Raw genomic sequence first — 23194 nt, 5'->3', positions numbered from 1 at the left:
AGCCGATGACGTTTGAACTGGCACTGGTGGTGATCGCCGCCCTGGTCGCAATGGGCATATTACTGCATAAGCCCTCCTCCACCCTGGGGATCCCGTCGCTGCTGATCTTCATCGGCGTCGGCCTGGCCTTTGGCAACGGTGAGTTCAACTTTGTCTACGACAACCTGGCCCTGACCTCGTTCATCGGTGCCATGGCGCTAAACGTCATCGTCTTTGTGGGCGGCCTCAATACCCCGTTCAGCAACATTCGCATCGCCTGGCGCGAAGGGGGGATGCTGTCGAGCTTCGGGGTACTGTTCACCACCCTGATTCTGGCGGCGCTACTGCTGATCATCACCGACTTTCCTCCCCTGCACTGCCTGCTGTTTGCGGCCGTGGTCTCCTCCACCGACGCGGCCGCGGTGTTCTCGATACTGGAATCGAAAAAGCTCACGCTGAAGCACAACACCGATACTGTGCTTGAGTTTGAGTCGGCCACCAACGATCCAGTGGCGCTGCTGATGGTCACTCTGTTGACGGCCATTATTGTTGCCCAGGGTGCCCTACCCGATGCCCTGACCGTCACCACCTCACTGCTGCAACAAATCGGCGTTGGCATCGGTGTCGGCCTGGGCGTCAGCTGGATCGGGGTCCAGGCTCTCAATGCCATCAAGCTGGAGGAGTATGGCCTGATCCCGGTGTTTATCCTGGCCTGCTTCCTGATGGCCAGCTACGGCGCCGAGTTACTGGGTGGGAATATCCTGGTGGCTTCTTATGTGGCCGGAGTGATGTTTGGCAATCAACTGCAGCGAGGGCGGCAGGTCAGCAAACACTTCTTCAACAGCCTGTCCTGGCTGGCCCAGGCGCTGATGTTTATTATTCTCGGTTTGCAGTTCTTTCCCCGTTCGCTGCTTGACGATGCCCTCAGTGCCATTGTGCCGGCCCTGGCACTGATGCTGGTGGCACGGCCACTGGCGGTCTTTTTAAGCTATCTGCCGTTTCGTCGCGCCAGCAACAGGAAGAAACTGTTTATCTCCGCCATCGGTCTTAAGGGTGCCACCCCCATCGTATTTGCGCTGATTCCAGCCGCCGCCGGAATGGAGGGGGCACAGCAGATGGTGCACATGGTGTTCTTTATTGTGGTGATCTCGCTGGTGGTGCAGAGCATCGCCCTGGAGCCCCTGGCCAGGGTACTGAAGCTTAACCAGTGATCCGGCTGTGGCGATCTAACTCGCGACACTGGGCTGCAACTGCTTCATGGCAATCACCGCCTGGGTGCGGGTACGCACGCCCAGTTTCAGGAAAATGGCGCTGGCGTGGGCCTTAATGGTGGCTTCGGACAACCCCAGCTCGTTAGCAATCTGCTTGTTAAGCAATCCATCGGCAAACATCAACAGAATTCGGTGTTGCCGGGGCGACAGGCTGGCAATGCGCCGGGCCATGTCATCGTCGCCATCGCCGCTGAGGTCGACCCCCTGAGGCCACCACTGCTGCCCCATGACCACCGCTTCTACCGCTTCCAGCATCAGGGCCACCGGCTGCGATTTCGGCACAAAACCGGCGGCGCCGCAGCGCAGGCTCTGGGCTATGGTCTGATGGTCTTCCTGGCCGGAGATGACGATCACCGCCAGCTCAGGTCGCTGGCTGCGGATTCGAATCAAGGTGTTAAAACCATGGGCATTGGGAATGTTGAGATCGAGCAGCAACAGCTCGGCATCCGAATGGCTGTCTAACAGCTTGTCGAGCTCATCGATGCTGTCGGCTTCAAACAGCGACACCCCCTCAAAGCGGGCGCCCAGCACCGATGTCAGGGCCTGGCGGAACAACGGGTGATCATCAGCAATTATTATTTTATCTATCAGCTGCATGGTGGCTTCCTTGTCAACGACCTCTGTCATCAAAACGGCGCTGCCGACGCTTACTGCGCCGGTTCAGCCCTGATGGCGGAAACCACAAAATCAACCCCTTGATTCTATTCCACCGACTACAAACAACCACCCAGTCTACCGAAACCCTGAGCAATTGCCATTAGACCTTCAGCCTAGCCGGCCGAGGCGCCCTGAATGCTGACTTTCTGGCCCTCTCGCAGCCGCTCTGCCCCACGAATCGCCACCCGGTCTCCCGCCGCCAACTCACCCTCGATGGCCACCCAGTCGCCCTGACCGTCGCCCACCACCACCTGGGTTTTGTGGGCCACGTTGTCTTCATCAATCTTCATCACGTAGGAGCCCTGACGGCGCAGAATCAAGGCATCGCGATGAACGGCCAGGGTCTGCCTGGGCTGCTGCACCGGAATCGCCACCTTCACCAGCTCGCCGGCAGTCAGGTACTGCACGCTCTCCTCCGGCAGCGTCATTCTGAGCTCAAAGGTTTGACTGCGGGGATCCGCCGCCGGAATCACCGAGCGGATGGTGGCCTGGGTCAGGTAATGCTCACTGCTGATGGTCAGGGGCTTACCCCGACTGATTTTACTCAGGTATTTTACCGGCACGTGCAGGTGCACCTCCAGATGCTCGGTGTCCATCATGCGCAGCAAGGTGTCAGAACGATTGACGTCGGTGCCTTCACGCACCAGGCGCTCGGTGATCACTCCGTCGAATGGCGCTTCAATCTGAGCCCGATCCAATTGGTCATTTATCTGTTTGAGCTTCAGCCGGGCGATCTCCAGATCGGCATTGGCCAATTCGTATTTAGAGCGGTTCTCATCCAGCTGGTACTCGGCGGCGTTGTTGTGCGCCTGCAGGGTCACCAGACGCTCCAGCTCCCGTTTCAGGTAACGAAGATTAATTTCAGCCCGCTTAATCTGCGCCTGCTGCTCCAGTTGCGCCAGCTCCAGGGGAAAGGTGTCCATGGTCACCAGAGTATCCCCTTTGCTCACCAGGGTTCCCGGTTCCACTATCCAGGTCAGCTGACCGTCAACACCGGCGGTGACCATCACATTATTGCGACTGTATACCGTGCCCAGCAGTCTGGCCGTCGGCGCCAGATCCGTTTGCTTGACCTGGGCCACTTTCACCGGACTGGCCGGTGTCTGTGGCTCCGCCAAAGCCTGGGGGGTTAATGCCCAGAAGCCGCTAAGGATCAAAAGAAAAGAGAGTCGCATCATGGTCATTCCGCCTGTGTTTGGCTGGCTTGCAGGGGCGCGTTAGACGCCGCTACGGTATGTGAACAGGAGCTGCGCTGCGTCGCCAGAGTTTCCCCCAGGCGCAACAGGCTTGGCAGCAGAATCAGGGTAAACAAGGCACTGATCCCCATGCCACCGACAATCACCGTCGCCAGCCCCCGATAGATCTCAGAGCCGACGCCGGGCATCAGCATCAGTGGCAACATGCCGAACAGGCTGGTCAGGGTGCTCATGTACACCGGTCGGGCGCGGATGCGCACCGCCTGCGCCACGGCTTCGGCACGATGACAGCCCTGACGCTCGGCCCGGCGAGTCTGATCCACCAACAAAATGGCGTTGTTGACCACCAGCCCCAGCAGGATGATGAACCCGATCATGGTCAGCAAATCCAGTGATTGAAAACTCACCAGATTCAACAACCACAGCGACAGCACTCCGCCGCCGACCGCCAACGGCATGACCAGCAACACTAAAAAACTGTCGCGGGCCGATTTAAACAACGCCGTCATCAACAAGAACAAAATCAGCAGCGCCAGGGCGAAGTTCAGCATCATCTCCTCAATGGCCGACGCCATCTTGTTGGCGTTGCCACTGAGTTTAATGCTGGCCGACGGCGGCAGTTGTGCCTGCATCGCCGGCAGAATGGTCTCGTTCAGCGCCGTCAGCGCCTCCTCCATCGACATCTCCTCGGGCGGTGACAACTCCAGGCTGATGGTGCGCTTACCATCCACTCGCCTCAGCTGTGTGGGACCCACGGTTCGGCGAATGGTGGCCAGCTCACCCAAGGTCTGAATTCCCGCCAGCGGGGTGTATACCGGCAGCGACGCCAGCTCCTCCGGGGTACGCCAGTCACTGCCCCTAAGGATGACGTTCATGCGATCGTTACCATCAAAATACTCGCTGATGAACAGCCCGTCGGTATAGGCCCGCACGGTGTTGGCGACGTCACTACGGCTAAGTCCAGCCTGGGTAATGCGGCGATCATCAGGCACCAGCTGCAGTTCTGGCTCGGCAATGGCCAGCCCGGGGATTGGCCGAGCGCTGACACCAGGCAAATGGGTCTGGATGGCGTTGAGCCCAGCCTGAGCCGCATCGATCAACCCCTCCAGTTCAGGTCCCTGCAGGTTAATGCTGATGGAGCGACCATTGCCGCCCCCGGTAACATTGATCATCGAGCCCCGGAACAGAAACACCTGAGTGTCCGGCAATCCAGCCAGAATGTCGGCCTGTACCACGTCCATCAAGGCTTCCACCTCGGTGGGGTCATCGGCATAGATAAAGCCGCCACTGAAGCCGGCACCAAAGGAATAGAAGTTATAGCTTTTGATTTTGGGCAGTGTGTCACCTGTCAGGTGAGGCTGAATCCGCTCCCGCACCAACTGAGCCATCTCCTTGTCCACAAACTCCAGGTTGCCCCCCGGCGGCAGGCTGATGTTAAAAAAGAAACCATCGATGGGTGCCCGAGGCATAAAGTCGGTCTTGGGCAGCAACAACAGGGTGATGGCGATTGCTCCCCCGAGAAGCCCGCCAATCCAACCGGCCCGCCTCAGCGGGCTGGCGGTCAGCCACATCACGCCGAGGGTCAGTCGTTGCCAGTAGCGCTCAAACGGATCCCGGTCAGACACCCCGGCCAGCCAGTACTTACTGGCGATGGGCAACACGGTAATGGCGGTTACCAGCGAGGCGATCACCGCAATGGACAGGGTCAAAGCCAGATCAGAAAACAGTTGCCCCTCAATCCCTTGCATAAACAGAATCGGCAGGAAGATGGCCACACTGGTTGCGGTGGAGGCGAACAGTGCCCCGGTCACCTCCACCGCCCCCTTAAGTACCGCCTTACTGCTATCGATGCCAAGGCCTCTGAGCCTGACGATGTTCTCCTGCACAATGATGGCCGCATCCAGTACCAGGCCCACCGAGAACGCCAACCCCGCCAACGAAATCACGTTGAGGCTGCGCTCAAACAGGCTCAGGCCCAGAAATGCCACCATGATAGAGATGGGAATGGTGGTGGCGATGATCATGGTGGTACGCCAGCCCCGCAGGAATAGCCATAGGATGCCCAATGCCAGCGCGACGCCCAGGCCGAGGTTGCTCTTTACCAGTGTCAGGGCATTACGAATGTGTACCGACGAATCGAAGCTGAGATCAATCACCAGTCCGGCATCGGCGAGGGGGCCGGCATTGAGCTCATCGATGGCCAGGTTGACCTCATCCAATACGGTGACGGTATTGGCATCGGCACCTCGAGTCAGGGTGATGTAGTAGGCGGGCGCTCCGTTTCTTAGGGTAAAGCCAAACCTGTCCACCAGGGTGTCTTCCACCGTGGCGATGTCCTGCAAATAGATGGGGCGGTCATTCTGATAACCGACAATCATCTCGGTGATGTTCTCGATGTCGTACTGACCGACAAAGCGCACCGTGTACTGGCGACGACCGACATCGGCAAAGCCACCGGAGACGTCCGCCGCCCGAGCGATGGTGCTACCGATCTGGCTGACCTGAATGCCCATGGCGGCAGCGGTAAAGGGATCGAAGCTGATGCGTAACTCCCTGGGTCGACGGGAGTTGAGATTAACCTGGCCAATTCCCTGTATCCGCGCCAACCTGGGTTCAATCACGTCGTCGATGAGCTTCTGATACTGAGCGATGTCCTGCTGAGGGTTGTCAGGCAAAACCCGCACCAGCAGGGAGGCCGCATTGGGACCGTCGCGACCGCCACCGACGGCCACCACAGGTTCAAAGGCATCCAGCGGCAGCGGCGGCGCTTGGTTGAGGTTGTTGATCACATCCAGCATCGCCTGTTGCATGTCGGTGCCAACATCAAAAGTCAGGGTGATGTTACCAAACCCACTGTTGATGGAGGTGGTCACTTCGGTCACCCCGCGGGTGTTTTTCACCACATTTTCCTGAGGTTCGATGATCACCGATTCCAACTCTTCCGGAGCGGCACTGCGCCAGCCGGTAGAGATGGTGATTTGCGGCTGTTCGATGTCCGGAGTGAGCTGTATTGGCAGCTTCAGCATACTGAGGACGCCAAACAGAAAGATCAACGCCACAATAACCAGGACGGCGGCGGGATTTTTCAATGAAGAGCGGGAGAGATTCATACTTCGACCCTGAAGTTTTCGGCCAAGTATACTGATCCAGCCTTCGAGTCGTGTTATTAAAGTGTTTCAGAATTTAATTGGATGTTGCCATGACCCACTCTGCACGGATGCACTCTGTGGCCATTGATGCCCAGGCCCAATACTGGCCCGCATTTTTGAGTCCAATCCAGGCCGACGCGCTGTTTCAGACATTGACCCGCAGCTACGATCTGAATCAACGCCAAATACCGATGGCAGCTGGGGGCTACCATCGGGCCAGTACCGGTCAATTTTTATTTGCCGATGCCGAGCTTATCAACAGCGGTGCGCTGCCGCCGGTATGGGGACCTCGGGCCCCCTGGCCGGAAACGCTAGCCCTGATTCGCGACCAATTATCATCGCTGTTTCACTGTCGCTTTTCCCTGGCCCGCTGCGTCTACTACGCCAATGGAGATGAAGCCATGGCCTACCACACCGATCCGCCCGCCCTGGGAGATACCGACAGCATCGCCTCTCTGAGTCTCGGTGCTTCCCGTTTATTTGAGTTTCGCAGCCTAACCGATGCAAACGATGCCCTGACACTGACTCTGCAATCCGGCGACCTGTTGTGGATGGGGCCAGGTTGTCAACAACGGTATGAGCATGCGCTGCTGCCGCGTCCCGGTTGCCACCAGCCCAGATTGAACCTGACGTTTCGTCTGTTTGGCTGGTCTGGGGCCACAGCCGCAGATTCGACGCCGTCAGGCTAAGCGTTTGCGAGCCAGAATAAACAGATCGGTGGCCCGATGGCTGCCATCATCGTACTGCCGCCGCTGCAGATCCAACAGCTCAAAGCGTGGGGCCAGCCATTGCTGCAGTTGTTGTCCCTGATGGTAATGGGTGAAGACTCGGTCACCGGCGGACGAGGTTTGAAACCCGGACTGGGATGCCAGCCCCTCCATGGTGCTGAGGTAAAGCACCCCACGCTCACGCAGCGTGGCGGCGGCAGCGACAATCAACGCCTGAGCATCCAACGGAGACAGGTAAGGCAGGCAAAACGCCGCCATGATGCCATCAAGGCCCGGCTCCACCCTGCCAAGGTCTCGGGCATCCATGATTTCGAATCGGGCACCAGGCACATTCTGGCGCGCCAGAGACACCATGTTGGGCGCCAGATCTGTGCCCAGCAACTGCATGTCGGGACACTGCGCCATCAGATGACGAGAAACATTACCGGGCCCACACCCCAACTCAAGCACCCTCGGTGACGCCACCGCCAACGCCTGACAGAAGGCCAGGTAGGTGTCCCGGTACTGCTCCATCGCCATGTACTTGTCCTGATACTGGCTGGCCAGCTTATCGAAAGTACCGACGGTTTCCTGATACACGTCCATGGCGATCCTTGTTGTCTGCCAAAAGGGAGATGAGTGCCAGTATAGGCTCAGGCGGGTTCCGCAAACCAGCGCCTGCACCTGTGCTTAAAATACATCCACAGCAATGTTAATTAGAAATTCGTGATAAAGCCTGTGGAATCGCGATTTCAGCGGATTTAGGATGAGAGTATTGATTGAAAGTACTGATTAATGAGGCCCAGTTGAACACCTCCTACTCCACGGAATACGCCCCTGACAGCAACGGTTTCCTTAAAGGACACGGCCTGGTCGTGACTCTGCTGTTCGTGGTGGCCACCCTGCTGTCTCTTGCGGTGTCCGGAGTTATGATGGCCGGCCTAGTGGTGGCTGGCAGCATCAGTGTGTTCTTTCAGGTTCGGGATAAGGGCGATCACAGCATTCGCTTTGGCGACAACGAGATCAGCGGCATGATGGGCGAACTGGGCGACAGCAACGAGCGCGGTCGGTTGTCACTGAGTTTAAAGGAGATCGACATCGATCGCTCCTACCGCCGCAGCTGGCTCGATAAACTCTGCTTCAGCTACCGCATTCACAATCGCCAGGGTCGCAGTGTCGTCGTCAGCGGAACCCTGTTTGGCCTCGACCAGGCGCCGAAGATTCACCAGGAGATACTGACCGCCATTCGCCAATGGCAGATCGATAATGGCGGCATCTCGGCTTTCATCGCCTGAGCACCGCCTCGCCCCGAACCCCAGGAAAAGGACACCCTGATGACCAGACCATTCGCCCTGTTACTGCTTGGCCCATTGCTGGCGTCGTGCCCCAGTGTCAACGCCGAGCCGCGCCAATTAACCAGCGAAGCCATCCTCAACTGCGAGACCGGTGCCACTTCCCTGCGCGATGCGCATAAATACCATCAGCCAGACTTCGTCAAACCCCTGTACCGGCTGCAGGAGACCGAAGCCGCGATCCATACCGTCATCAATGCGGTTAAAGACGAGATGATGGATTACCGCTCCGAGCACACGGTGTACTATGAAATGGAACTCGAAGAGCTCGTCGACTCCTCCGGTGATCACAGCCAGCGTATTGAAGAGCTGCGCTCTCTGGTGGATGCCGCCTACCAGGCGCGGGAATACCAAGAGCTGGGGGTCACTTCCGAGTTGCTACCACGATTCCTCACCCGCATAGAGGCCCGCACGGCACAGCAAAAACAGGCCATTAAAGACAATGAGGCCTCTCTCGAACGGTGGATGAACAATCTGGTTGAGCAGTGCTTCACCGACGTGCAAATATCACCGGAACTCTATCATCAACATTGCCAATCCGATGATCCTTTAACCATCTGCGAAATGCTGCAAGCACTGCAGCCTTAAAGGACAGCAATCCCCCCGCTCGCCCGCCCATGGCGGGCCTGACTGCGTCATCGATAATCAGAGTTCAGTGTCAACTGAGAGTCAAATAGGAAAAAATGCGGCCCCAGCAACTCAAAAATATCGCCAATCAAATAACAACCATCGCAATACAAATACACTTCCACACCTTATTCACCCATGCCGTTCGCTCTATTTTAAATGGCGATAGCATTTTCCATTTATTGAAATTCCAATCCCTATTTATCCTATGACATTTACACTTCCGACCCGATACCAAAAAGCCAGAGTTGGTATTTAAATGCTCACCGATAGATCGGTCAAAACTCCCTTAGCCAAGCCGCTTCTCCGCGACCTCCATCATCGACACTCTGCGCCACATCACGCCGCCAGCGCCACCTCGTTGACACCGACAAAGCCGATAGGCAAGCTGTGCCGGTCTAACACAGCGATGCAATTTGCAGATCTCGCAACTGCCTTTTTTCGATTCCGAAAAGTTGGGAGGCTAACGACAAATCAACAACGCCAACTCTTTTTTGTCTCCCAAATCGAACATTTTTCATCTATTTTTCTCTGCCAGCAAAACCCTTAATTCCGCATTGCGTATTCTGCAATGCATATTCAAGGACCTCTCATGTTAGACAGACGTTCATTATTAAAAATGGCGGCGGGAAGTGCTGCCCTGACCCTCATTCCCAGCGCCACCTTGCTGGCTAAAACCGCAGGCAAGCGCCTGGCAATGGTGTTCGATGTACGCCGCTGCACCGGCTGCCTCTCCTGCAGTGTCTCCTGCTCCATCGAAAACCAGGTCGCTCCCGGCCGTGCCCGCACCCGGGTTACCCAGGCCGCCATCACCGGGGCCAATGGCACCACCACCCTGTCGGTGCCCAATCAGTGCAACCATTGCGAGCACCCCTCCTGTGTCGAAGTCTGCCCCAAACAAGCCACCTACAAGCGCGAGGAAGACGGCATTGTGGTGATTGACTACGACAAGTGCATTCACTGTCAGCGCTGTGTTAAAGCCTGTCCCTACGGCGCTCGCCGCAAAGACACCAAATTCAAAACGCCGCCGGAAAAATGCAATTTCTGTATCCACCGCCTGCAACAGGGGCTGCTGCCAGCCTGTGTGGAAACCTGCATCGGTGAGGCTCGTGTGTTTGGTGATCTGAATGATCCAAACAGCGACATTGCCAAGCTGGTTCGTGACAATTCGGTGTATGGCATGCTGCCCGACTCCGGCAATCTGCCCAATATCCTCTACATCGGTCTGCCTCAGCCCAGCGATGACAAGGGCATCCTCACTCTCAATCACCTGGACTGGCAACGATAGGACCTGAAGATGGACAGAAGAACCTTTATCACCCGCGCCGGACTGGTGTCCGCCGCCGCCGCAACCGGCACCGCCTGCAGCAGCCACACCGCTCCTGCGGCCCTCAAGGTCAGTAAGACCAACAAACGTTTTGGCAACCCTCTGCCAACCGAAGCCCAGTTGGCCGCCGACGGCAGCCTCAGCAAAACCGCCGGCATCCGCACCATGTACACCCGCTGCTTTACCTGCAACAACATGTGTGGCCTGCGGGTACGCATTGATGAAGCCAGCGATACCGTTCTCAAGGTCGGTGGCAACCCCTATTGTGAGGTCAACTCGGGCTCGCCATTCCCCCTGAGCATGCCGGTACGCGACAGCTACGCAGCCCTGGCGGGCAACCAGGGGCTGGAAAACCGCGCCACCACCTGCGGTAAAGGCGCCAGTGGCGTCAACTGCGTCGACGACCCGCGCCGGGTGACCCAGGTGCTGAAGCGCGCCGGTAAACGCGGTGAAGGCAAATGGATCAGCATCAGCTACGAACAGGCACTGAAGGAGATCCTCGACGGCGGCGACCTGTTTGGCGAAGGTCAGGTGGACGGTCTCAGGGCCATTCGCCAGTTGGACAAGCCAGCGGTACCCGGTCAGCCGGAGTTTGGCTCGGCAGCCAACCGCCTGTTTGCCACCTTCAATGAAGAAGATACCCTGCGCGGCAGTCTGTACGCCCGCTTCATGCGCCAGGCCTACGGCACCGCCAACCTGGTCACCAAGCACGCCTATTGCGGCGCCCCCACCGGCATCGGCTTCGGCATTGGCCTTAACCCTGGGCTGGAACCCGGACTCAGTGACATTGACTGGGACAGTGTCGAGTACGCCCTGTTCCTGGGAACCGCCCCAGGGGCCTCCGGCGCCAGCCTCAACCGTCTTGGCCGCGGCCTGGCGGATGCCCGCACCGACCGCAAACTCAAATACACCTGTGTCGACCCGCTGCTGCGCACCACCGTTGCCAACGATACGCGCGGCCAGTGGCTGCCGATCAAACCAGGTCGTGACAGCGCCTTTGCCTTCGCCCTGATTCAGATCATGCTCAGCGAAGGCTGGTTTGATGCCGAGTTCCTGTCGATCCCCAACGCCGAGGTGGCCAAAGCCAAGGGCGAAGTTAACCGCGCCAACGCCTGTCACCTGGTGGTGATGGACGAGTCCCACCCTGGCTACCGAAAACTGGCCAAGGCCAGTGACTTTGGTCTCGGCGGCGAAGAGCCCGTGGTCGTTAGCGACGGTCAGCTGGTGTCCGCAGACAAAGCCCAGAAAGGGGAGCTGTTCACCGACGCCAGCTTTACCGACGCCAATGGCCAACCGGTACGACTGGCCGCGTCCCTGGCGCTGCTGAAACAGGAAGCGGATCGCACCTCTCTGAGCGAATACGCTAACGCCTGTGGCATCAGTGAAACCGAAATCCGCCAGGTGGCCAAAGATCTGAGCCATCATGGCCGCCGCGCCTGTGTGGCCACCAACACCGGCGCCAACAGTGGCGATGCCATCATCATGGGCTGGCTGATTGCCACCCTCAATACCCTGATTGGTGCCCACGACGCCAAGGGCGGCGCCATCTACGGCAACGGCGCCTACTGGGGCTTTGAAGGCAACTACAACCTCGGTGGCTTTGATGGTGAAGTGGACACCAGCGAGGTGATCAACGTCTGTCGTGCCGGCGCCTACGAGGGCTCAACCGAGTACCAACAGAAGCTGGCTCGCGGCGACAATCCCTACCCCGCCAGCGACATGTGGCACAACCTGGTCCCCGGCTACGCCGCCGGCAATGCCGCCGAAGCCCTGACCGCCCATACCAACGGCAATCCTTACAGTGCCAAGGCTTTGGTGAACTGGCGCAGCAATGCGCTGTACAGCGCCTCCTCCATCAATCACAAGGTGGAACAGACGCTGGCGGATCCGGCTCGACTGCCGCTGTTCGTTGCCATCGACTGCTACATGAATGAAACCAACCGCTACGCCGACTATTTCATTCCTGATCGAGTGATGTTTGAAGAGTACGCCGCCGATCGCATGTGGGGCGCCTTCAATCTGGGCGTGGTCGCCGGAGCGCCGCTGGTCACCCCAAGAACCGTGAAAAATGCCGCTGGCCACCATGTGTGCATGGAGCAATTTGTGATCGACCTGGCCATGGCCATGTCACTGCCCGGCTTCGGTAAAGGCGCCATTGCGGCCGCCGACGGCCGTAAGGTCGACCTGCTTGCATTTGAAGACTGGCATGCCCGCTATCTGGCCAACGTTGCCGCCCAGTGCAGCACCCTGCCGGCGGTCAGCGATGAAGATCGTCAGTGGGCTGCGCTGGACTACTCCATGACGCCGCTGCGTTCACGCCTGAACGATGTAGAAGCCTCCCAGGTAGAAGCCTTGCTATCCCGGGGCGGGTACTACGAAAGTGGCGAACGCTACGACGGTGACTTCATTAATGGCGGTGGCGGCAAACTGCTGCAGATCTACAACGCCGATATGGCTCAGCTGCGTCATTGTCACTCTGGCGAGTACTATCCTGGCACCCCGGTATACCAACCAAACCGGTTCTGGAACGGTGACAGCTGGGAGCAGCACTGGCCAGTCAGCGACTACCCGTTGCTGTTCTCAAGTTACAAGCCAACCCTGCGTTCCAACTACTCCGCCGCTTTTGATCGCTGTGCCGAGCTAACGCCAACCAACTTCGTCTACCTGCACAGTGAAACCGCTGCGGCTCAGGGGCTGAAAAACGGTGATACGGTTCGAGTGATCAGTGGTAATGGCACCCCGGCTGAAGGGGTGGTACAGGCGGACAGTGGCGTCGCCAAAGGTGCCGTGTGCGTATCCCATACCTTTGGTCACAAGCAGGCCTATGGCGCCGACAGCCGCAGCATCGACGGCCAGGTTCTCGAGGGGCTACCCCATCGTGGCGGCGGTACCGCGGTTAACCAGATGGTGCCGCACGATCCAACCCGCCCCGGAGAAGTCAGCATGCTCAACGACTATTATGCTGGCACCAACTGCCGTCACGGCATTCCGGTGCGCATCGAAAAGGTGAACGCCTAAACCTTAATTCCATCCGCCAGCCCCGTCCTTAGACGGGGCTTTCTTTTATGGCTCTCTCACACCAAAAAGGGGAGCTCGCGCTCCCCTTAAACCTAATTGCGTTCAATTACAGCCGGTAGCTGAGGCTAACGGTAACGTTACGCTCTTCGCCGGGCATGCCGCCGAGGAACATCGCCTTGCTGTAGTAGGCTTCGTTGAACAGATTGTTGACGTTCACCTGCAGTTTCCAGTCCTGGGCATCGTAGCTCAGAGCAGTGTCTACCACGGTGTAGGCCGGTACGTGGCCATCGGGAATACCAAATGAGCTGGAGTGGGTGCTGCGCTCATCCACGTAAGTGGCACCCAGGCTCAGCTTCAGCGGGCTGGCAAGATCCAACCACTGCGCCGCATAGGTAACCCAAGCGCTGCCGGTGATCTTTGGAATCCCTTTCTGAGGCGTATCGAAGCTGTCGCGGTTAGGATCTTTTTTGTCGCGGGCGTCCTGATAGACACCGTTGAGGTTGATCATCCACTGCTCGTTGAGGTGGGCATTCAGGTCCAGCTCCACCCCCTTGGTTTCCTCTTCACCGTCATACAGAGTATCCGGCACGCCGGGCTGAGGGTTGTCCTCATCGTACAGCGGGTTGGTGTACTCCAGATTGGTCCTGGCACTCTCAAACACCACCAAAGAGGCCAGCATCTGGTCATCAAACGCCTTCAGGCGAATACCAAAGTCATTGCTGATGGACTCGGAATCTTGTCGGTCAGATTCATCACCGGCAATACTGCCCAAAATGCTGTAGGCGGTGCGGCCCTTGGAGTGGTTCAGGAACAACGACAGGTTGTCCGTCGGCATGTAGGTAATGCCGAGGTTATAGGTGACGCCGTTGTCGGTGGTGTCCTTCTCGGCCGTAGCGGCGGCGCGGCTGGCGCTGTATCTCGGGTCCACCCCAAAATGCTCGTAGCTTTGCTTAATCTCGTTGAACGCCACGCCGATGCGGGTGGTAAAACCATACTCCAGGTACGCCACATGCTGCAGACCCACGCCCCAGGCGCTGACGGTCTTGTTGTAGTTGGCGGTCAGCAGCGGATCGTAATCTTCGAAACTGCCGCTGCCCCAGTTGGGGTTACGAATGTCGTAGATGTACGGCAGGCTGCCCTGATAGATGAGGTTGCCCTCTTTATCGTAATTCTTCTTGTCGGCATCGTAGATGGAGTACTGCTTAAAGCGGATGTCACGATCTTCGTAGTTGGCGTTGACCAACAATTCGTTGTCGATGCCACCCAACTCAAAGTCATAGCGAAGGTCGGCGAAATACTGCCAGGATGACTCATCCGCTTCCACTTTGCGGTATTCCTGGCGACGGGCAGCGTAGGGATACAACACCCCGTCTTCCACCAACGGCGCCCGAGGGTCGGCGTTGATGGTGCCGCGACGGTCCCAATAGACGTAGTTGTAGGCACCGGTCTGGCGGGCAAAACCGGAGTCGTAGTTGCGGTATTGCAACTGCTGGTTCAAAAACAGATTCGGCGTGAAATCGATGTTATGGGTCAGTTTGAAGCGAATCTCTTCCCCTTCGTTGTCCTTGGCCATGGGCGAGATCAGATCGGCATCCCCCAGGTTAAAGGGTTCCAGACCATCGGTGGCCGCCAGCGAGTCGGCCAACTGCTGCCGCTGTTCGTCGGTCAGTTGCAGGCCGGTGCCGTCGGGATCGTTAATCAGATCTTCCCAGCTGACCTCTCCGGCACCCTTGCCGCCGACGGACTCGGCGTTGTAGATGCGGATCGGATGCCCGATAGAATCCACGGCAATGGCGTCTTTGATGTAGGCCACTGACAACATCAGATCCTGATTATCACTGATCAGGTATTTCAGCGAGGAGTAGATTTCATCCCGGTCGGTTCCGACGCCGCGATAGCCATCGCTGCGGGCGGTTTTCGCCACTACCCGATAGGCCAGGTTGTCGGTAATGCCGGCGGTGCTGTCCAGCGCCAGGGAATAGGTGTCCCACTGCCCCGCTTCCACGGTTACTTCGTGGCCAGACTCAAACTCCGGTTTCTTCTCAATCAGGTTGATGACGCCGCCGGCGCTGCCCATGCCGTACAAGCCGGTTGCCGGGCCCTTGAGCACCTCGATGGACTCGACGTTGGTCATAGAGCGAGTCGGGTTGAAAGTGTTGCCCAACCCAGCACCGCCGTACATGCCATCGTAGGTGTAGTTGGCCCCCAGGCCTCGAATCACCAGGTTGTCGCCGATGCCATAGTTGTTACCGGCCTGGGTCACGCCACTGATGTTACGCACCAGGTCCTGAAGGTTGTCGGCCCCCTGAGCCTGAATCAGCTCCTGATCCACCACCACCACCGCGGCGGGGGTTTCCATCAACGACATGTCCGATTTGGTGGCCAGACCCGAGTTCATCACTACCTGATTTTGACGGCCATACACGGTAATGGTCTCTGTACCTTCGGCCGTCGCGGCCTCTTGTGCCATCGCTACCGGGGCGGCCAGGGCCGAGGCACAGGCAACGGCCAAAACTGAATAACGAAACTGTTTCATCACTAACCTCTTCTTGATTTGGCGCGAATGGTAACAACTCTCATTACCATTTCAATTTGCACCATGAAGAGGCCAGGTCAGATCAGGCTAATACCATGATATAGGTGGGGTTTTATTGATTGAAAACAGAACGATTTCAGTAAATGCCTTTGATTAATTGTTAACAGAAGGTGAGAAAAGACGAGCCTCGAGGTGGATTCAAACGGCATTCAACACCAAGTTGCAACATAGTAAAGATTTGTTTGAATCGCACCTTAGCAGCAATCAAGATCACAGAGTCACCGCAAAATGCGACAGGCGGCACCACCGCGTTCAGTGGCGCCGCTCAACCTCACGCCATCAGTTCGTTAAGTTCAAACAACCCCTGGCGGCGATAGGGTTCCGCCAAGGCAAAACAGCTGTGACTGCCCAGGCCGGTGTGCAGGTGCAAGGCCTTGTCCATGGCTCGTTGAACCTCCCTGCCCTTGTGGTAATCGGATGGCAGCTCGGCAAACCCTGGGCATAAAGCCTGCTGTTCCTGTTCGGACAGACGCTGGCTGAAATGCTGACCGGAGAACGTCATCTGGCTGGTCAGACAGTCCATCGCCTGCTCTTTTTTCTGCCACACGGTCGCCAGCGACACGCTGCAATTGGGGCGAGACGGCGACATGTAGTACAGGGTGGCCACCGGGTGTGGAGACAGTTCCGGCATCGCCTCCAACCCATAGTCCCGTCCGGCCAGCGCAATGGCCTCCAGAATCAACCCCATGGCCGGACGCCGATCCGGATCAAGGTCCTCAAAGCTGTGCTGCGGGTCCTGGGTAATGATGATGTCCGGGCGGGTCTCCCTAATCACCCGGCACAGCGCCAGTTTGTAGTCGCGCCGAAGATCGACTCCACCGCGCTCAAAGCCATTAAAGAAAAGCTGCTCGACGCCGAGCACCTCCGCCGCCTGGTGCAGGTCGCGCTGCATCTCCGGCCGGGCCAGCATGATGGACGCAAACGAGTGGCCTCCATTGGCGGCGTTGATGGCCAGCGCCCCGCCGCACTCCACCATCTCCATGCCGTAGACGCCCAGCAGCAAGATTCGTTGACTCATGACACTCTCCTAGAATTGATATTGATAATTCAGTTGCAGGTTTCTGGGGATCCCCAGCGTCTGTTTCGGCGCCTGCTCCGAATTCGGCACCGACTTGCCGGGATCAAACACGGCGACGGTGTACTCCTCATCTAAGGCATTCTCCAGTCGCAACCTCAGGGTGTGGTGCTGGCCCCAGCGGTAGCTGCCTCCCAACTCCAGCAGCCAATAGTCGCCGGCATCGGCGGAATTACTGGTAAATTCGCCGGTGTAGGAGACAAACAGGTACAGGGAAAGGGCGTCGATGGGAGTGTGCTCCAGCCGGGTCGAAGCCAACCACTTCGGCACCTCTTCGATTTGCTCGCTGCTGCCTTTCTCTCGGCTGTCGGCGTAGGTCACATGCCCCTGCCAGTGCCACAGGTCACTGCCCTGCCAGGCCAGGTTAAGCTCCGCCCCTTGGGTCTCAACTTGGTTATCCAGGTTGTCGTACTTATTGTCCAGAACGCCGATAAGATCGTCGACCCGGCGCCAGAACAGGGTCGGTTCCAGCAGCCAGGCATCCTGCTGCCAGCTCAGGCCCAGGTTGAGGTTCAGGCTCTGCTCCGGATTCAGATTCGGATTCCCTTCTCGCCCCCCTTCCCATTCCACCGCGTGCAGCTCTTCGGCGCTGGGCAGGCGAAAACCGGTGCCGGCCGATGCCCGCAGCAACCAGTGGGCATTGACCCGATGTTCGCCGCCCAGGCTCCAGTTGAGGCTGTCACCGGCGGACTCGATGTCGCTGTAGCGCAGCCCCACAGCCATCGACGTGTCGGCAAGGGCCTTAAACCGCGGCCGGTATTGGGCAAACAGCGACCGTACCACCTCGGTGTCACTGACAAACTCCATCACCTCATCCTCGCCTCGGTAACTTTGAAACTCGGTGCCCATCAACCAGCTGTCACCGTTGTCCTGGGTCAGCTTGGCCGATAACTTCAGGCCATAGTCCTCAAACCCCCAGTAGCTGTTGTCGTCCACCACAGTCACTTTGCCTGCTTCATTTTGGTCGATGCGAGTGTAGTAACTGTCCCAACCGTGGTAATAGCCTTTGAGCAACAGTTGCAGTTGATCGCTGGCCAGGTACTGATACTCGGCGGTGTAGATCTGCTCCCGGCGCTCGTTGTTGCTGTCGATGGTGCCGTAGGTGCGCAAACGCTCCAGGTCGCCATGGTTGTACTGGGCCAATACCGTCAACTGGCTGGCATCGCTGATGACCCATCGCAGCTTGGTCCCGGCATTGGCGACGGTGTAGCCGCGTTTTTTGTCATCTGCGGCGGTCCAGTGAATGTCCTCATCCCGCCACAACTGGTAGCCCTCACTGGTGGTGGCCGAACCAAACACCGACCACTCCAGGGCATCCACGGCAGTAGTGTAGAACAGCGAGCCGCTGGCGGTCTCCAGGGTATCGCCACCCACGGAGACAGTGCCCTCGGTTTCGCCCTGGTAGTTTCGGGTTACGATGTTGATCACCCCGGCAATGGCTTCGGTGCCGAACACCACCCCCTGGCCCCCCTTGAGCACTTCGATGCGCTCGATGATGTTGGGGTTGAGGCTGTCCAGGTAGATGCCACCATAGAGGCGGTTATTGATGCGGTTACCGTCAATCAACCACAAAATGTCCTGCTTGCGCGAACCCTGCAGCGAGGCATAACCGGCGTCGTAACGCCCTCTGGCCCCGACCGCAAACAGGCCGGGAACAAACTGATTCAGCAGGGTATTGATGTCGCCCTCACCGATGGACTCAAACTGGTCGCGATCGATGACTACCAACTCCGCACCCAGTGCGGCCTGATCCCAGGCCAGGTTTTCCTCTAACGACCGATACTCTACGGTGACCACTTCGTCCACTTCCATGGCCACCGACGAGGCAGCCAACAACAGGGGGGTTAACATGTTTTCTCCAGGGGTTAGTTATCGGGCTGCGCCCAGAATGCGCACCTGACGTTGTCCGTCGGTGCCGGTATGAATCTCGGTGTCGACACGAAATGCCTGTCGCAACAGGGGCGGCGTCAGCACCTGCTCCGGTGTGCCGTAGGCCAGCACTCGGCCCTCTCCCAGCAGCAGCAAGCGGTCGCACCACTGGGCCGCCAGGTTCATGTCGTGAAAACTGGCGACCACCGACATTGGCCGCTGGCGAATGCGCGCCAGCGTGGTATAGAGGTGATACACATCCAGGTGGTTAGCGGGCTCGTCCAGTAGCAGCAGCGGCGTATCCTGCAGCAGCGCCTGAGCAATCATGGTGCGCTGCACCTGGCCGCCAGAGAGGCTGTCCAGCGGCCGTTGTCGCAGGGCCAGCAGTTCGCACTCGTGCAGCACCTGCTCCAAGGTGCCCCGGTTGCATCCCCTGGCCGGACTGGCGCCCAGCGCCACGGTCTGCTCGACCGTCAGTCCGCCGCTGGGCTGATTGTGCTGCACCAGAATCGACACCTGCTCGGCCCGATCCAGCGGGGCCATCTCTGCCAGAGAGGCGCCGGCGAAACAGACTCGGCCACGGCTCAGCGGCCACAAGCCGGCAATGCTCTTCAGCAGCGAGGTTTTGCCACAGCCATTGGCCCCGAGCAGCCCCAGCCACTGCCCCGAGGGCAGCTGCAGACTCAGATCCGTCACCAGTTGGCGGTGACCACGCTTTAACTCCAGGGTATTAAGCTCCAGCATCGGCCTGCCTGCGAATCAGTAGTAAAATCAATGGCACTGTCAGTACCGCCATGGGGACGGACAACGGCAACTCTTCCGGCGCCAGCAGCAAACGACACAAGCCGTCGACCCCAACCGTCACCATCGCTCCGAGCAGCGCCACCACAGGCAACCAACGTCGGTGCAAGCCGCCCACCCACATGCGGGCCAGGTGCGGCACCAACAGCCCCACGAAGCTAACCGCACCGGCGGCCGCCACCGACAGCGCGGTCAATACCAGAATCACCACCGCCACCGCCCGGCGCTCAAACAGGGGATGCAGACCCAAGGAACGGGCTTTGTCCTGCCCCAGCAACATCAAGTCGAGTTTTACCGTTCGCCATCTCAGCCAGATCATCGCCAGCGGCAAGGCCACCAGCAGCGGCAACGATCGCTCTAGGTCGGCGCCAGCCATGGAGCCCATTAACCAGCGCAGGATCTGCCCCAGGGCACGATCGTCTCCCAGCAGCATCATCAGGGTGGTGAGCGACGACCCCAGGGCGCTGATGGCCACTCCACACAGGATCAGCGCATAGGGGGACAGGGATAAACGGCCATAACTGGCCACCGACATCACCATGACAAACGCCGCCAGGGCCCCCAACGTCGCCAGTACCGGAGTGGGCAATGACCAGGCCAAGGTCAGACCGGTGACTGCCGCCAGGGCCGCACCGTTGGCAATCCCCAACAGATAGGGATCCGCCAGCGGGTTTCGAACCAGCGTCTGGGTAAGCGCGCCAGCCACCGACAACGCCGCCCCCACCAATGCCGCCAGCAACACTCGCGGCAGACGCATCTCGACAATGACGACTCGAATCAAGGGATCGCCGCTGCCGGACCAGACTGCCTCCCACGCCTGTGCCACAGGAACGGAGACTGCGCCTTGAGTCAGGGCCCACAGCGACACCAGCAACAATCCCAGCACCAACCACAGACAATGCACGCCAGTACCCGTACTCATGACTGCCACGCCATGACGGCCCGGTGAGCCTTATCGATGCCATCGATCATCCTCACTCCCCCCACCGTCTCGGAGAACGACAGGGTGTCCAGGTGCAGATGGCCAGAGTCGTACAGACTTCTCAGATAGGGAGATTGATGAAGAAACTGGCGTTTTTTGAGTTGCGGTGACCAGTTGGAGTCCACCATCAAGATGATCTCCGGCCGGGCGGCCAATACCGCCTCCCAGGAGAGATGACCCCAGGCACGGCCGATACCGGCACCGACATTAACGCCGCCGGCGGCCTCAATGAGCAGATTGCCGATGCCGCAACAGCCGGCCACATAAGGCAGTTCATACTCTCTTAACCACACCAGCATCCGCGGCGCCCGAGCCGGTGGGGTGGCAATCTCGGCCAGGCGCTGACGCTGGCTGGCGATCCAGGCTTCGGCCACATCTTCAGTACCAGTGAGACGACCCAACTGCCGCATATCGGTAAACACAGAATCAACGCCCACCGCCTCCGGCGCACACACCGATTCAAACAGGTAGGTTTGCATGCCTCTTTGCTGCCAGCGCTGCCTGGGGCCAATGCCCATGTCTCGGTAGGCACTGGCAAACCCAGCCACCAGCAAGTCAGCCCCGGACAACAGCACTTGCTCGGCACTGGGGTACTCCCGACTGAGCACGGGAATGCCCTCATAGGCGTGCTGCAGTTCCGGCTTTACCGCTTCATCCAGGTAGGCGGTCCCAATCAGCTTGGGCCCCAGTCCCAGGGTCAACAACGCTTCGGTGGCATGCTGGTTCAGCGCAATGATTCGCTCGGCAGGCCGATGCTGGTCCATCGGTTGGCCACAGTTTTGCCAAGACACTTCGCCCTGCGCGGCTAAGGAGGTAAAAAATAAAAATAACGTTATCAGGTATTTATGTTGCATCAAATCGCCCCACCAAAAAGTATGACGATCTTTATAAAGTTCATAACTTGACGATATGATCAAAATCAACAAAATGTGAAGAATTTAAAATTAGTATGTCGGCAGACTTGGGGAGAAAAACCATGGGAACAGAGCGAATTACAGTGTCACTGGACACTGAGTTGCTGACAGAACTGGACCAACTGGCCGATGACGGCGGCTACCGCAACCGCAGCGAGCTGTTTCGGGATATGATTCGGGAAAAACGCAAAGACAAGTTGCTGGAGACGGATCCCGGCACGCCCTGCATTGCCACGTTAAGCTACGTGTTTGATACGCGCAAACGCACGCTGGTGACACGGTTGATGGACAACCAACATATGTTCAATCGCATTGTCCGCTCGACCATGCTGGTGTGCCTGGATGAGCACTTTCGAATGGAATCCATCGCCCTGGAAGGCACCGCCGAGCAACTGCAGCAGTTTGCCAACATTCAGCTCAGTGAAAGTGGCGTTCTCAATGGCTGCCTGCACCTGGTTCCGCTAATGGCTGACGAAACTATTTGATTTATCAGCCCCTTTCAAACCCGGACAACCATTTCCGCCAAACGCTTTGCCTTCAAGGGCTGGAGACGCGATCAAACCCAATCCCTCTCCAGTTCACATCTTTTCGAAAAGCTATTGACTGCGAATTGTTATCATTTAGAATCGGTGCAAACCGATGAGGAACCGATGATGGATAAGCGCACAAAAAAGCAGCTGAAACGCCAGTCGAAAGCATTGAAAAAAGCCCTAAAGCACTCCTTGAAACAGGTTAAGAAAAGTGCCGCCAACGGCGTCATCGAACTCGACAAAAAGCAACTAAAGGCGATGGCCGACAAACTGGTGCAGGAGATGGTGAGTGAGCAGCCTCCGCAGCCTAAAGTCGTGGCGATTCGACCGCTGACTCAAGACGCCATGAGCTTTGCCCGTCGCCCTTACAAGAAGACCCCCTGCAAACGTTGCCCGGCATTGACGGGAGGCTTGTGTGCCTGCGCCATCAAAAAGCAAAAGCGAGCCGCTTAACCCAGACGTTTTTCTCCCCCTTTCGGGCTCCACAACTTCAGTTCTGAGGTGGGCCGTAGATCGCTGTTGACCTTCATCATCGCCATCGAACCCGTGGCAAACTTATCCAATTGGACGCCACCTAAGTGTTCGACAACCTGCTGTATCCCTGGATTATGCCCCACCCATATCTGCGTCTGTCCGGCACAAAACTTGCGCGCCATCATCGCCAGGATTTGTGCTTCACTGGCCAGGTACAATGACGGCTTAAAACTGACCTGCACATCCTCAAAAGCCTCACTGATGGCACTTGTGGTTAACCGGGTACGCACCGCATCGCTGCTCAAAATCCGATCCGGCACCACTCGCCAGCGCATCAGTTGAGCAACGATCTGCGGCAAGGTTTTCACACCTCGAGGGCTTAATGGCCGCTGCCAATCCGCCAATCCGGCCTGCTTCCAGCAGGACTTGGCGTGCCGCAACAGGATCAAACGCATACTCCTCCCCGAACCCAGACTCACACAAATAAGTGTAGATTGCCCACTGAGCGCGTCCGACTCCAGGTGACGCCGCGGGCCAAAGCCTCACACTACACAGACGCAAAAATAACGATTAACGAGGAATAACAACGGCCTTGTTTGAGTTATAAATGATCGCAGCTGCATGCAAATGCTGAAAAATGTGCCAAACTGTCACCGGCACACTCTGATGT

Annotated in this window: 19 protein-coding genes; 8 read left to right on the top strand and 11 right to left on the bottom strand. The window is 58.1% G+C overall.

Annotation, left to right across the window (positions count from 1 at the left end):
- Positions 1 to 5: 5 nt before the first annotated feature.
- Complete coding sequence (locus J8Z22_RS08455; RefSeq protein ID WP_028114775.1) at positions 6 to 1190, top strand: potassium/proton antiporter; 1185 nt, start codon at positions 6 to 8, stop codon at positions 1188 to 1190.
- Positions 1191 to 1205: 15 nt separating this feature from the next.
- Here the strand turns inward: J8Z22_RS08455 and J8Z22_RS08450 are convergent, their stop codons facing one another.
- From J8Z22_RS08450 to J8Z22_RS08440, 3 genes are all read right to left on the bottom strand, one after another.
- Complete coding sequence (locus J8Z22_RS08450; protein ID WP_252010070.1) at positions 1206 to 1847, bottom strand: response regulator transcription factor; 642 nt, start codon at positions 1845 to 1847, stop codon at positions 1206 to 1208.
- Positions 1848 to 2020: 173 nt separating this feature from the next.
- Complete coding sequence (locus J8Z22_RS08445; RefSeq protein WP_252010068.1) at positions 2021 to 3085, bottom strand: efflux RND transporter periplasmic adaptor subunit; 1065 nt, start codon at positions 3083 to 3085, stop codon at positions 2021 to 2023.
- Positions 3086 to 3087: 2 nt separating this feature from the next.
- A complete protein-coding gene (locus J8Z22_RS08440; protein WP_252010066.1) occupies positions 3088 to 6213 on the bottom strand; it encodes an efflux RND transporter permease subunit in 3126 nt (1041 codons plus the stop codon).
- Between the two features lie 89 nt (positions 6214 to 6302).
- Here J8Z22_RS08440 and J8Z22_RS08435 point away from each other — a divergent pair, with 89 nt between their 5' ends.
- Positions 6303 to 6941, top strand: coding sequence for an alpha-ketoglutarate-dependent dioxygenase AlkB (locus J8Z22_RS08435; RefSeq protein WP_252010064.1), 639 nt, complete (start codon positions 6303 to 6305; stop codon positions 6939 to 6941).
- On the opposite strand, the gene J8Z22_RS08430 is transcribed toward J8Z22_RS08435, so the two are convergent.
- Positions 6933 to 7565, bottom strand: coding sequence for a trans-aconitate 2-methyltransferase (locus J8Z22_RS08430; protein WP_252010062.1), 633 nt, complete (start codon positions 7563 to 7565; stop codon positions 6933 to 6935). The genes J8Z22_RS08435 and J8Z22_RS08430 overlap by 9 nt on opposite strands.
- A 173-nt stretch (positions 7566 to 7738) precedes the next feature.
- Here J8Z22_RS08430 and J8Z22_RS08425 point away from each other — a divergent pair, with 173 nt between their 5' ends.
- The 4 genes from J8Z22_RS08425 to J8Z22_RS08410 all read left to right on the top strand — a co-directional run bounded on the left by J8Z22_RS08425 (position 7739) and on the right by J8Z22_RS08410 (position 13283).
- A complete protein-coding gene (locus tag J8Z22_RS08425; protein ID WP_252010059.1) occupies positions 7739 to 8254 on the top strand; it encodes a hypothetical protein in 516 nt (171 codons plus the stop codon).
- A gap of 39 nt (positions 8255 to 8293) precedes the next feature.
- Positions 8294 to 8899, top strand: coding sequence for a hypothetical protein (locus tag J8Z22_RS08420; protein WP_252010058.1), 606 nt, complete (start codon positions 8294 to 8296; stop codon positions 8897 to 8899).
- Between the two features lie 631 nt (positions 8900 to 9530).
- A complete protein-coding gene (locus J8Z22_RS08415) occupies positions 9531 to 10226 on the top strand; it encodes a 4Fe-4S dicluster domain-containing protein (RefSeq protein WP_028114782.1) in 696 nt (231 codons plus the stop codon).
- A gap of 9 nt (positions 10227 to 10235) precedes the next feature.
- The gene (locus J8Z22_RS08410; RefSeq protein WP_252010055.1) at positions 10236 to 13283 is read left to right on the top strand and encodes a molybdopterin dinucleotide binding domain-containing protein; all 3048 of its coding nucleotides are present in this window, start codon (positions 10236 to 10238) and stop codon (positions 13281 to 13283) included.
- 106 nt (positions 13284 to 13389) lie between these two features.
- Here J8Z22_RS08410 and J8Z22_RS08405 read toward each other — a convergent pair whose 3' ends face one another.
- The 6 genes from J8Z22_RS08405 to J8Z22_RS08380 all read right to left on the bottom strand — a co-directional run bounded on the left by J8Z22_RS08405 (position 13390) and on the right by J8Z22_RS08380 (position 21370).
- The gene (locus J8Z22_RS08405) at positions 13390 to 15819 is read right to left on the bottom strand and encodes a TonB-dependent siderophore receptor (RefSeq protein WP_252010053.1); all 2430 of its coding nucleotides are present in this window, start codon (positions 15817 to 15819) and stop codon (positions 13390 to 13392) included.
- Positions 15820 to 16150: 331 nt separating this feature from the next.
- Positions 16151 to 16897 carry a PIG-L deacetylase family protein gene (locus J8Z22_RS08400; RefSeq protein WP_252010051.1) on the bottom strand — a complete coding sequence of 249 codons (747 nt, stop codon included), beginning with the start codon at positions 16895 to 16897 and terminating at the stop codon, positions 16151 to 16153.
- Between the two features lie 9 nt (positions 16898 to 16906).
- Positions 16907 to 18805, bottom strand: a complete 1899-nt coding sequence (locus J8Z22_RS08395; protein ID WP_252010049.1) for a TonB-dependent siderophore receptor — start codon at positions 18803 to 18805, stop codon at positions 16907 to 16909.
- An 18-nt stretch (positions 18806 to 18823) separates the two neighbouring features.
- The gene (locus J8Z22_RS08390; RefSeq protein ID WP_252010047.1) at positions 18824 to 19567 is read right to left on the bottom strand and encodes an ABC transporter ATP-binding protein; all 744 of its coding nucleotides are present in this window, start codon (positions 19565 to 19567) and stop codon (positions 18824 to 18826) included.
- The gene (locus J8Z22_RS08385; RefSeq protein ID WP_252010045.1) at positions 19554 to 20546 is read right to left on the bottom strand and encodes an iron ABC transporter permease; all 993 of its coding nucleotides are present in this window, start codon (positions 20544 to 20546) and stop codon (positions 19554 to 19556) included. Before J8Z22_RS08385 ends, J8Z22_RS08390 begins: the two co-directional genes overlap by 14 nt.
- Positions 20543 to 21370 (bottom strand): ABC transporter substrate-binding protein, encoded by an 828-nt coding sequence (locus tag J8Z22_RS08380; RefSeq protein WP_252010044.1) that lies wholly within the window; start codon positions 21368 to 21370, stop codon positions 20543 to 20545. The genes J8Z22_RS08385 and J8Z22_RS08380 overlap by 4 nt, the downstream gene beginning before the upstream one ends.
- Positions 21371 to 21582: 212 nt before the next feature.
- Here J8Z22_RS08380 and nikR point away from each other — a divergent pair, with 212 nt between their 5' ends.
- Both nikR and J8Z22_RS08370 read left to right on the top strand, forming a co-directional pair.
- Positions 21583 to 22005: a nickel-responsive transcriptional regulator NikR gene (gene nikR, locus J8Z22_RS08375; protein WP_169629329.1), complete on the top strand. Its 423-nt coding sequence runs from the start codon at positions 21583 to 21585 to the stop codon at positions 22003 to 22005.
- A gap of 168 nt (positions 22006 to 22173) precedes the next feature.
- Entirely contained in the window at positions 22174 to 22503 is a 330-nt protein-coding gene (locus J8Z22_RS08370) for a hypothetical protein (RefSeq protein WP_156897135.1), read from the top strand.
- On the opposite strand, the gene J8Z22_RS08365 is transcribed toward J8Z22_RS08370, so the two are convergent.
- Complete coding sequence (locus tag J8Z22_RS08365; RefSeq protein ID WP_252010041.1) at positions 22500 to 22979, bottom strand: histidine phosphatase family protein; 480 nt, start codon at positions 22977 to 22979, stop codon at positions 22500 to 22502. The genes J8Z22_RS08370 and J8Z22_RS08365 overlap by 4 nt on opposite strands.
- Between the last annotated feature and the right edge of the window lie 215 nt (positions 22980 to 23194).

It is taken from the genome of Ferrimonas sp. SCSIO 43195, from assembly GCF_023716685.1.
GTDB lineage: Bacteria > Pseudomonadota > Gammaproteobacteria > Enterobacterales > Shewanellaceae > Ferrimonas > Ferrimonas kyonanensis.
The sequence above is the reverse complement of the archived record's forward strand: the minus strand, read 5'-3'. Positions and strand labels throughout refer to the sequence as shown.

What these genes read in the sequence shown, in the direction of transcription:
- J8Z22_RS08445 (WP_252010068.1), bottom strand. Translation starts at nt 3,085, where the DNA reads ATGATGCGACTCTCTTTTCTTTTGATCCTTAGCGGCTTCTGGGCATTA.
- J8Z22_RS08410 (WP_252010055.1), top strand. Translation starts at nt 10,236, where the DNA reads ATGGACAGAAGAACCTTTATCACCCGCGCCGGACTGGTGTCCGCCGCC.
- J8Z22_RS08435 (WP_252010064.1), top strand. Translation starts at nt 6,303, where the DNA reads ATGACCCACTCTGCACGGATGCACTCTGTGGCCATTGATGCCCAGGCC.
- J8Z22_RS08390 (WP_252010047.1), bottom strand. Translation starts at nt 19,567, where the DNA reads ATGCTGGAGCTTAATACCCTGGAGTTAAAGCGTGGTCACCGCCAACTG.
- J8Z22_RS08430 (WP_252010062.1), bottom strand. Translation starts at nt 7,565, where the DNA reads ATGGACGTGTATCAGGAAACCGTCGGTACTTTCGATAAGCTGGCCAGC.
- J8Z22_RS08385 (WP_252010045.1), bottom strand. Translation starts at nt 20,546, where the DNA reads ATGAGTACGGGTACTGGCGTGCATTGTCTGTGGTTGGTGCTGGGATTG.
- J8Z22_RS08380 (WP_252010044.1), bottom strand. Translation starts at nt 21,370, where the DNA reads ATGGACCAGCATCGGCCTGCCGAGCGAATCATTGCGCTGAACCAGCAT.
- J8Z22_RS08450 (WP_252010070.1), bottom strand. Translation starts at nt 1,847, where the DNA reads ATGCAGCTGATAGATAAAATAATAATTGCTGATGATCACCCGTTGTTC.
- J8Z22_RS08405 (WP_252010053.1), bottom strand. Translation starts at nt 15,819, where the DNA reads ATGAAACAGTTTCGTTATTCAGTTTTGGCCGTTGCCTGTGCCTCGGCC.
- J8Z22_RS08395 (WP_252010049.1), bottom strand. Translation starts at nt 18,805, where the DNA reads ATGTTAACCCCCCTGTTGTTGGCTGCCTCGTCGGTGGCCATGGAAGTG.
- J8Z22_RS08370 (WP_156897135.1), top strand. Translation starts at nt 22,174, where the DNA reads ATGGATAAGCGCACAAAAAAGCAGCTGAAACGCCAGTCGAAAGCATTG.
- J8Z22_RS08365 (WP_252010041.1), bottom strand. Translation starts at nt 22,979, where the DNA reads ATGCGTTTGATCCTGTTGCGGCACGCCAAGTCCTGCTGGAAGCAGGCC.
- J8Z22_RS08420 (WP_252010058.1), top strand. Translation starts at nt 8,294, where the DNA reads ATGACCAGACCATTCGCCCTGTTACTGCTTGGCCCATTGCTGGCGTCG.
- nikR (WP_169629329.1), top strand. Translation starts at nt 21,583, where the DNA reads ATGGGAACAGAGCGAATTACAGTGTCACTGGACACTGAGTTGCTGACA.
- J8Z22_RS08455 (WP_028114775.1), top strand. Translation starts at nt 6, where the DNA reads ATGACGTTTGAACTGGCACTGGTGGTGATCGCCGCCCTGGTCGCAATG.
- J8Z22_RS08415 (WP_028114782.1), top strand. Translation starts at nt 9,531, where the DNA reads ATGTTAGACAGACGTTCATTATTAAAAATGGCGGCGGGAAGTGCTGCC.
- J8Z22_RS08400 (WP_252010051.1), bottom strand. Translation starts at nt 16,897, where the DNA reads ATGAGTCAACGAATCTTGCTGCTGGGCGTCTACGGCATGGAGATGGTG.
- J8Z22_RS08440 (WP_252010066.1), bottom strand. Translation starts at nt 6,213, where the DNA reads ATGAATCTCTCCCGCTCTTCATTGAAAAATCCCGCCGCCGTCCTGGTT.